Raw genomic sequence first — 9,330 nt, forward strand, 5'->3', positions numbered from 1 at the left:
GGCACGAAATCAGGCAGGGGCAACACGCCGAACCACACGATGGGGTAACCGTGGGCCGAGCTGTAGGCCCAGCCAATCAGGGGCACCGCAAAAAACAGCCCATACATCAGCCAGTGGGTGCCGTGATGGGCCACTTTTTGCCAGGCGGGCATGGCACGCTGGATGCCGGCCGGCAGCTCGGGTGGGCGATGCGTGAAGCGCCACAGCAAGCGCACCGCCGACAGGAACAGGATGGAAACCCCCGCCCACTTGTGCCAGTTGATCAGCTTGAGCTTGGTGGGCGACATGCCCAGCCCCGTCATGTACAGCCCCACGCCAAACGCCGTGAGGATGGCCAAGGCTAGCAGCCAATGCAGGGCAATGGCCAAGCCGGTGTAGCGTCCCTTGTCGTCCATGTTCTTCGCCTTTGGGTCAGGTGCGAGGCAATGACCACAGCTTAGCGCCTGGTCAGTCACCGGGGTTGAACTGAGTTAACGCGCTATTTCAAGAAATTTGAACATTCACATTGCCCTTAAGCTGGCCCGATTGCTGCCGAAACCCACTACAGACAACATGTAAACCCCATGAGATCACCTGCACTCAAGTGGCTCTTCATCGCGGCGTTCGGCGCCGACCCCAAGCAGCGCCTTCGCATCAAGCGTTCGCTCATGGCCGCCACGGTATACCTGCTGTGCATCGGCCTGCAGGTCTACGCTTACTACGTCGGCTACATGCACCTGGACGACGCCTTGCTGCTGTCGGCCGCCTGCGTGGGCAACATCGCGTTCTGGTACGCCGTGCTGCGCTCGGGCATCAACCTGCGCTTCCAGGATCCCTCGCTCACCCTGCCGCAGATCCTGTCATCCCTGACGATCATCGTCGGGGCGTATTCGCTGACCGGGCCGGTGCATGGCTCCACCATGATGCTGCTGGCCCTGGTGCTGGTGTTCGGCATCTTCAACCTCAAGGCCAAGGGCGCCATGATCGCCGGGGCCTACACCGTGGTCATCATCGGCATCGCCATGGGCATCAAAATCCAGACCGACCCGGTCCACTACCCCTTCAAGCTGGAGTTCGCCCACTTCTGGATGACCGTGGCCATCGTGCCCACCATCTCGTCGCTGGCGGTGCAGCTGAGCAACATGCGCGAAAAGCTGAAGGCGCAGAAGAACGAGCTGGCCGAGGCCCTGACCCGCATCCAGGTGCTGGCCACCCGCGACGAGTTGACTGGCCTGGTCAACCGCCGCCACATGCTCGATGTGCTGGACCAGCATCAAAAGCGCCTGCAGCGCTCGGGCCACCACCGCTTCTGCCTGGCCATCCTGGACATCGACCACTTCAAGCGCGTGAACGACACCCATGGCCACGGCGTGGGCGACGAGGTGCTGCGCCACTTCGCCGAAGAAGCGCAAAAAGTGATGCGCGACACCGACGTGCTGGCGCGCTGGGGCGGCGAAGAGTTCCTGCTGCTGCTCAACGACACCTCGCCCGCACTGGCCAACATCGGCCTGGAGCGCATCCGCACCCACCTGGCCTCCATCGTCATGGCGCCCAGCCAACCCGGTCTGACTGCGACCTTCTCGGCCGGCCTGACCGGTTATTGCGACGACGAGAAGCTGGACGTTTGCATCGAGCGCGCCGACAAGGCGCTCTACAAGGCCAAGCGCGACGGCCGCAACCGCACCGTGGTCCAGGCCAGCCCGGTCGAACTGCAAGACAGCCAAGCCGCCATGGACGCCCTCCAGCAGCAACCCAGCGCCTCCGACACCGTGAGCTGAAGCTGGGCGCCGCGAAGACCCACCACCCATGCACCCTGCCCTGACCCGCATCGGCGACCTCGTCCTGGGCACCGAACGCAAGGTCCGCCTGCGCGTGACCTTGGCGATGATCGCCTTCTATGGCTACAGCATCAGCTCGCTGTTGCTGCTGTTCGCCATCGACATCGGCCTGGTGGCCCGCCAGCAAGGCTTGTGGCTACTGACCTACATCTGGGTGGGCATGACCACCTTCTACGTGCTGGTGCGCACGGACTGGTCTTCGCGGCTGGGCAACCCGGGGATGGACCTGCCGCAATGCCTGTACGCCACCGTGGCCATCCTGTGGGCCTACATGATCACCGGCGAAGTGCGCAGCTCGGTGCTGATGCTGGTGGCCCTGGTGTTGGTGTTCGGCATGTTCTCGCTGAAGGCGCGCGAGGTGGTGATCCTGGGCATCTTCACCGTGGTCAGCCTGGGCATCATCATGGCCGTCATGGCGATGCACAACCCCCACATCGACGCCCGGCTGGAGTTCATCCGCTTCGTGCTGGCCGCCGGCACGCTGCCCGCCGTGTCGGGCGTGGCTTACTACGTCAGTCAGATGCGCGCGCGGCTCATCGCGCAAAAAGGCGAGTTGGCCCACGCCTTGGCCCTGCTGCAAGAGGTCGCCTCGCGCGATGAGCTGACCCGCCTGGTCAACCGCCGCCACATGCAACAGCGCATCGAAGAGGCGGCCTCGATGCAACTGCGCAGCCACGAACCCTTCTGCCTGGCCCTGATCGACCTGGACCACTTCAAACGCGTCAACGACCTGCACGGCCACGCCACGGGCGACCAGGTGCTCAAGGAGTTCGCCGTGGCGGCCTTGCAAGCCTTGCGCCAGACCGATGTGCTGGCACGCTGGGGCGGTGAGGAGTTCTTGCTCTTGCTGCCCAACGAGCAAGCCGACAGCGCCCAGGCCGCGCTCACGCGCATCGCCAAGTGCCTGCGGACCCACCAGCACGGCCCGGGCGCCAGCGGCCTGCCCGTGACCTTTTCGGCCGGCCTCACCAACCACCCCAGCGGCGAACCCCTGCGGGAAACGCTGGAGCGCGCCGATCAAGCCCTGTACGCCGCCAAGGCCCAGGGCCGCAACCGCACCGTCGCCCAACTCGCCCCCGCCATGGCCCAGGCAAACACACTGGCCGATGCCCGGCAAGTGTGAGACAGTTGAGCCTGAGCCCCGGGGTACACCACCTCCCGAGGCCCGGCTGTGAAGCTCCGGTGGTGTCTGACCTTCAGATCCATGCACAGCCATTCTGCTTCCGCCTGCGACGACACCCTCGCCCAACTTTTCAGCCGCCTGGCCACCGTGGACGGGCGGGGCATGTCCGGCTGGGACCTGGTTCAGGCCCAGTTGACCGAGTTGATGGCCTTCACCAGCAGCCCTTGCGGCTTCATCGGTGACCTCGTCGACACCGCCTCCGGCCAATGGCGATTGCACAGCGCCGGCCCCCTGATCTGGCCCAACGACCCTCGTCAAACGCCCTCCACCCTGTGGGCCGCCGTGCTCGACACGGGTGGGCCGGTGGTGAACAACCAGGTGGACGCCCAAGTCATCGCGGGGGTGCAAGGCCTCATGGCCCTGCCCCTGCTGCGTGGCGGCCAGCTGATCGGCATCCTGGGCCTGTCCAACCGCCCGGGGGGCTACAGCGAGCTGCTCGCCGCACAACTGACACCCGCCCTGGCTCTGGTCACCGGCAGCCTCGCGGCCTGGCAGGCTGAGCAGCGCCAACGCGAGGCACTGACCGCCCTGGTGGTGGCGCGCGACACCCTGCGCAGCACCGAAGAGCAGTACCGCCAGTTGTTCGACGCGGCAGGCATGGGCATCGCCCGTTTGGCGCTGAATGGCCGCTTCATGGACGTCAATCACCGGTTCACCGAGATCACCCGCCACACGCGAGAACAGCTGCTGCAGTTGAACCACCGCGACATCACCCACCCCGAAGACCTGACCACCGACGAAGCCCTGGAAGCCTCGGCGCTGGAAGGACAACGCCAGCGCTACAGCCTGGAGAAACGCTACGTGCGGCCCGGTGGGCAGGTGGTCTGGGTGATGCTGTCGGTCGCCCTGGTGCGCGATTCGCGGGGCCAGCCCCTGCACTTTGTGGCCGTGAGTGAGGACATCACCGAGCGCCGCCAGTTCGAAGAGGCCATGACATCGGCCAAAGCCGCCGAGCGCGCCAACAAGGAAAAAACCGACTTCCTGTCGCGCATGAGCCATGAGTTGCGCACGCCGCTGAACGCCATGCTGGGTTTTGCGCAATTGCTGCGCGTCGACCCCACCAACCCGATCAACGACATCCAGCGCAAGAAGGTCAGCCACATCGAGCGCGCGGGCGCCCACCTGCTGGCCATGCTGACCGACGTGCTCGACCTTTCCCGCATCGAGGCTGGCGGCCTGCCCTTGAGCCTGGAGCCGCAACGCCTGTCCAGCGTGCTGGAAGAAGCCGTGGCCCTGGTCAGCAACCAGGTCACCCACAGCGATGTGCAACTGCTGCTGACGCCGCCCGCCGACGACCTCTTCGTCAAGGCCGACCAGGTGCGTCTGCGCCAGATCCTGGTCAACCTGATGAGCAACGCGGTGAAGTACAACAAGCCCGGCGGGCGCGTCATGATCGAGGCGCAGGGGGTGCGCTCCTATGTGGTCATCACGGTCAGCGACACCGGGCGCGGTTTGAGCGAAGAGCAGCAAAGCCACCTGTTCGAGCCCTTCAACCGACTGGGCGCCGAGCGCACCTCGGTCGAGGGCACCGGCATTGGCCTGGTCATCGTCAAGCGCCTGATCGACCTGATGCGTGGCCGCATCGAGATCAGCAGCCAGGTGGGCATCGGCTCGAGCTTTCGGGTGTGGTTGCCCGCTGCGCTCAACCCCCAATCGCAGGCGGCCGATTCCGCCCATGGCCGCCTGGGCGCCCGATCGGGCTGGGGCGCTTTCGACGCGCTGAACCCCGGCGCCCTGACCCTGCTCTATGCCGAGGACAACGTGGTCAACGTGGAGCTGGTGCGCCAGGTGATGAACATGCGGCCCAAGTGGCACCTGGAGGTGGCGCGCAATGGCGCCGAGGCCATCCAGATGGCGCGCGCCTGCCCGCCCGACCTGCTGCTGCTGGACATGCACCTGGGCGACATGAGCGGCCTGGACGTGTCTGATGTGCTGGCGCGCCGGGCTGAAACCGCCGGCATCCCGCGCGTGGGCCTGTCGGCTGACGCCATGCCCGATCAGATCAGCGCGGCGCGTGAGCGTGGGTTTCTGGACTACCTGACCAAGCCGCTGGACGTGGCCCGCCTGCTGACCTTGCTGGACCGTTATGCCGAGCAGTTGATCGCCCAGGGCGACGAGGAATCGGCCAACGAAGGCTGAGCGGCACGGGCCCAGCTCGGGCGGATCACCAGTTCAGTTCGCTGAAAAACCGCCCACCGTGAAACACCAGCGGCGCTGCCCCGATGCGGCGGTTGCAATGTGCCACCTGGCTGACGAAGATGACGTGGTCGCCCGCGTCGTGGTGGCTGCGGTGCGCGCACTCGAACACCGCCACCGCCCCGGGGATCACGGGCGCGCCGGTCAGGCCTTCGCGCCATTGAACGCCCTCGAAGCGGTCGATGCCCTTGCGCGCGAAACGCTCGGCCAATTGCCGCTGATCGGCCGCCAGCACGTTGATGGCGTAATGCGTGGCCGACAAAAAGGCCGGCAAGGAGGACGATTGCCGCGCCAGGCTCCACAGCACCAGCGGTGGTGACAGCGACACCGAGTTGAAGGAGTTGGCCGTCAGCCCCACCAGCACACCTTCGGGCGTGCGGGCCGTGACGATGGTCACCCCGGTGGCGAACTGGCCCAGGGCCGCGCGGAATTCTTCGGGCGTGAATGGCGGGCTCACGGGCGCGAGCGTGTCGGCGTCGGCGGCGGCGGGGTCTGGAGGCAGGGACATCGGGGCGTTGAGGGGTCGTTGTCGGGTCATGTACCAAGGCAAGGCCACAGTGTAGACGCCCGCCCGGCAATCGTCACAGCGTGGGTCGGTACATCCACACAGGCCGCCCGCCTTCCAGCGTCAAACGCGCTTGCGGCTTGAGCGGCACGCCATTGGCATCGACCGCTTCGAACTCCAGGCTGACCAGCCAGGCGCCGGGCTTGAGTTCGCGGCGGGCTTTTTCAACCGCGCGGGGCATGGACTCGGGCCGTTGGAACAAATAGACCAGGTCGAAGCCCGACCAATCGGCGTCCCACATGTCGGCACGGCGCACGCTGGCCCAGGGGCAGCGCAGGCCACACACCAGGCGCCACGGCCAGCTCCACTCGATGCCGTGCAGTTCGGCGGTCGGATACGCGCGGTGCAGTTCGGCCAGGCCATCGCCCATGCCGCAACCGGCGTCGAGGATGCGCGCCTGGGCGGGCAACGGGGCGTGCTTGGGCAGACCGGTCAGGGCGCCACGCGGGGTGGGGAACACCGGCGCGTCACGCCAGGCATTGACGGGATAGGCCAGCAGCAGCAGGCCCAGTGGCGCCAACCAGGCCCAGGCGGGCAAGCCACTGCCCTGCCCCAGCGCCAGGGCCGACAGCGGAAAACCACCGGCCACGAACACGCGCCGCCAGGGTGTGGCGGCCACCTTCGGCAACAAGGCCAGCAAAGCGCCCAAGGCCGTCGGCAAGGCCAGCACCGCCCACAGTGGCGCACCCGCCCAGCGCAGGGCAAAGCACAAGCCCCAGGCCAGGGCCCAGCTCAGCAAGGCGGGCAGTGGCCAGGGCCCCATGCCGATCGTCTTGGCGTGCGTGCGCGGGTCAGGCCGCAGGGCCGCCGCGCAGCTTGTCGATCAAGCCGTTGAGCTCTTCCAGGCTGCCAAACTGGATGGCCAACTCGCCCTGCTCACCGCGCTTGGTGCGCTTCTTCACGCGGATCTCAAGCTGCGCGGTCAGCAGGTCGGACAGCTCTTCTTCCAGGCGCAGCACGTCGCGCGATTTGTCGCCCTTGACGCGCAGCAAGGGCGTTTGCCGCCCGGCTCCGATCTGCTTGTTGACCAGCTTTTCAGCATCACGCACGCTGAGCTTCTTGCCCGCGATCTCGTGCGCTGTGGTCACCTGCTGGGCCTTTTCGAGCGACAGCAAGGCACGGGCGTGGCCCATGTCGATGTCACCGGCCATCAGCATGCCCTGCACCGCGTCGGCCAGGTTCAGCAGGCGCAGCAGGTTGCTGGCGGCACTGCGCGAGCGGCCCACCGATTGGGCGGCCTGCTCGTGCGTCATGCCAAACTCTTGTGTCAGGCGCTGCAGGCCCTGCGCTTCTTCCAGCGGGTTCAGGTCTTCGCGCTGGATGTTTTCGATCAGCGCCATCACGGCGGCCGATTCATCGGGCACATCCTTGACCAGCACGGGCACCTCGGTCAGCCCGGCCAACTTGGCGGCGCGCGAGCGGCGTTCACCCGCGATGATCTCGTAGCGCCCCTCCCCGATGGGCCGCACCAGGATCGGCTGCATGATGCCCTGCGTGCGGATGCTCTCGGCCAGCTCGTACAGCGAGCCTTCGTCCATGCGCGTGCGCGGCTGGTACTTGCCCGCCTGCATCAGCGACAGCTTCAAGGTCGTGGGGGGGCCTTCGCCCGCCGCTGCCGGTGGGGTGTCGCTGACTTTGGGGCCCAGCAGGGCCTCCAGGCCCAGCCCCAGGCCTTTGGATTTTTTGGTCGCCATAGGCCAGGATTGTCCGTCAGTTTCTACAATGGCCGCTTCTCAGCCCCACCTCCACTTTGCACGGAGGGCACCGATCATGGCCCGTTTTTTGTTGTCCTGGGAATTAGGCGGTGGTTTGGGGCACGCCGGCCGGCTCAAACCTTTGACGCAAGAGCTGATGCGGCGCGGACACCATGTCGACCTGATGCTGCGCGAGCTGGTCCACACCCACGCGCTGCTCAAGGACTTGAAGGTGCGCACCTTGCAGGCCCCGGTGTGGATGCACCGCGTGGTGGGCCTGCCCGATCCGCAGGCCACGCTGGCCGAGATCCTGCTGGCCAACGGCTACTTCGGGGTGGATGCGCTGAACGCGTTAGTGCAAGGCTGGAAAGCCGTGCTGGAGCTGACCCAGCCCGATGTGATGGTGGCCGACTACGCCCCCACCGCCTACCTGGCCGCGCGCATTCTGGGCATCCCCGTGGCCACCGTCGGCATCGGCTTTTACCTGCCGCCCGACACCGCGCCCCTGCCCTTGTTCCGCGACTGGGAGCCGATCCCCAAGGGCCGGGTCGAGCACTCCGAAGGCGAGGTGCTGCGCAACGTCAACGCCGTGCTGCAAATGAACGGCGCCCCGCCCGTTGAGCGCCTGGCCACCATCCTGCGTGGCGAGCGCCCGCTGCTGTGCACCTGGCCCGAGTTGGACCACTACCGGCGCGGCGCCCTGCCCGAGGGCGAGCGCTACCACGGCCCCACCTTTTTGCCCAGCGGTGGCCAAGCGCCCACCTGGCCGCCGGGCGATGGCCCGCGCGTGTTCGCCTACGTGCGCAGCGCCCACCCCGACCACGCGGCCGTGCTGCAAGCGCTGGCGCAATTGGGGTGCCGAACCTTGTGCTATTTGCCGGAAGTGGCGGGCGGCATGACACCGCCTGTGGTCAGCGCCCACATCCACTACGCCAGCGGCCCCGTGAATCTGGGGCAGGCCTTCCCGGACTGCCAGCTGGTGATTTGCCACGCGGGCGAAGCCACCCTGGCCCAGGCGCTGCTGGCGGGCGTGCCGGTGCTGCTGCTGCCAACGCAGGCCGAGCAGTTTTTGATGGCGCGGTGTGTGGACGACACCGGGGCGGGCGTGAATGCGGCGCAGCGCCAACGGCCGATTGATTTCAAGGCCTTGATCCAGCAGATGCTGAGCGCGCCCGGCCACACGCAAGCCGCGCGGGCCGTGGCCGATCACTACCAAGCATTCACCCACGAAGGCCAGACGCTGGCACTGGTGGATGAGTTTGAATCGCTGGTGGGGGCGGCCAGCTGCTGACCCACCCCAGGTGACTCAGATCAGGCTTGGTGGCGACGACGGCGCGCCATCAGGCCCAGCACGGTGAACCCAGCCAGGAACAAAGCATAGCCTTCAGGCTCGGGCACGGCCGAGAAAGTGACTGCGTTGCTCAAGCGGCCGGCACGGTCGCCCGTGTCATACGCACCACCAGCGAAGGTGATGCCGAAGGGGTCGCCGCTGTTGGCGTGCGAGCCACTGGCTTCGCCCACGAAGGTCTGGCCGCCCACCGTGTAGGTGTAGCCGGGGATCAATTCGTTGTGCTCAGGGATCACCACTTCGTGCGAATCGCCATAGCCGCCACCATAGCCGCCGTAGCCGCTGTCACCCCCGTAGCCATAGCCGCTGCCGTTGTCGTACACGGTGTAGCGCTGCTCAGGCACGAAGATGACCTGGTCGGGCACCGTCACCGTTTGCACGGGGGTGGTGAAGCTGCCATTGCCCAGGGCATCGCCACGGGCGTAGGTTTGCAGGTCGTATTGCAGGGCCAGGGTTTGACCCGCGCCAATCACACCCAGGTCGATCGAGAACAGGCCGCCAGCGATGGTGTAAGTGCTGGGGCTGCC

Annotated in this window: 9 protein-coding genes; 4 read left to right on the plus strand and 5 right to left on the minus strand. The window is 66.7% G+C overall.

The annotated features are described in order from the left end of the window. Nucleotides 1-395, minus strand: a 395-nt coding sequence (locus tag H7225_RS05810; protein WP_290659841.1) for a cytochrome b/b6 domain-containing protein, incomplete at its 3' end; no start/stop codon positions are given. Between the two features lie 168 nt (nt 396-563). Here H7225_RS05810 and H7225_RS05815 point away from each other — a divergent pair. The 3 genes from H7225_RS05815 (at nt 564) to H7225_RS05825 (ending at nt 5,139) form a co-directional block, all read left to right on the plus strand. After that, nucleotides 564-1,757: a diguanylate cyclase gene (locus H7225_RS05815; RefSeq protein ID WP_290659842.1), complete on the plus strand. Its 1,194-nt coding sequence runs from the start codon at nt 564-566 to the stop codon at nt 1,755-1,757. 28 nt (nt 1,758-1,785) lie between these two features. After that, nucleotides 1,786-2,940, plus strand: coding sequence for a diguanylate cyclase (locus H7225_RS05820; RefSeq protein ID WP_290659843.1), 1,155 nt, complete (start codon nt 1,786-1,788; stop codon nt 2,938-2,940). Nucleotides 2,941-3,021: 81 nt separating this feature from the next. Then, nucleotides 3,022-5,139, plus strand: a complete 2,118-nt coding sequence (locus tag H7225_RS05825; RefSeq protein WP_290659844.1) for an ATP-binding protein — start codon at nt 3,022-3,024, stop codon at nt 5,137-5,139. Nucleotides 5,140-5,164: 25 nt separating this feature from the next. On the opposite strand, the gene H7225_RS05830 is transcribed toward H7225_RS05825, so the two are convergent. The 3 genes from H7225_RS05830 to H7225_RS05840 form a co-directional block, all read right to left on the minus strand. Next, a complete protein-coding gene (locus tag H7225_RS05830) occupies nt 5,165-5,704 on the minus strand; it encodes a flavin reductase family protein (RefSeq protein ID WP_290659845.1) in 540 nt (179 codons plus the stop codon). A 73-nt stretch (nt 5,705-5,777) separates the two neighbouring features. After that, complete coding sequence (locus H7225_RS05835; RefSeq protein WP_290659846.1) at nt 5,778-6,524, minus strand: class I SAM-dependent methyltransferase; 747 nt, start codon at nt 6,522-6,524, stop codon at nt 5,778-5,780. 28 nt (nt 6,525-6,552) lie between these two features. Beyond that, complete coding sequence (locus H7225_RS05840) at nt 6,553-7,455, minus strand: ParB/RepB/Spo0J family partition protein (protein ID WP_290659847.1); 903 nt, start codon at nt 7,453-7,455, stop codon at nt 6,553-6,555. Nucleotides 7,456-7,531: 76 nt separating this feature from the next. On the opposite strand from H7225_RS05840, the gene H7225_RS05845 reads away from it, so the two are divergent. Continuing rightward, entirely contained in the window at nt 7,532-8,746 is a 1,215-nt protein-coding gene (locus tag H7225_RS05845) for a nucleotide disphospho-sugar-binding domain-containing protein (protein ID WP_290659848.1), read from the plus strand. Between the two features lie 20 nt (nt 8,747-8,766). Here the strand turns inward: H7225_RS05845 and H7225_RS05850 are convergent. Next, nucleotides 8,767-9,330, minus strand: a 564-nt coding sequence (locus H7225_RS05850) for a PEP-CTERM sorting domain-containing protein (protein ID WP_290659849.1), incomplete at its 5' end; no start/stop codon positions are given.

The sequence above is a fragment of the Aquabacterium sp. genome, assembly GCF_014378415.1.
In the GTDB taxonomy this organism is placed as follows: domain Bacteria; phylum Pseudomonadota; class Gammaproteobacteria; order Burkholderiales; family Burkholderiaceae_C; genus Aquabacterium.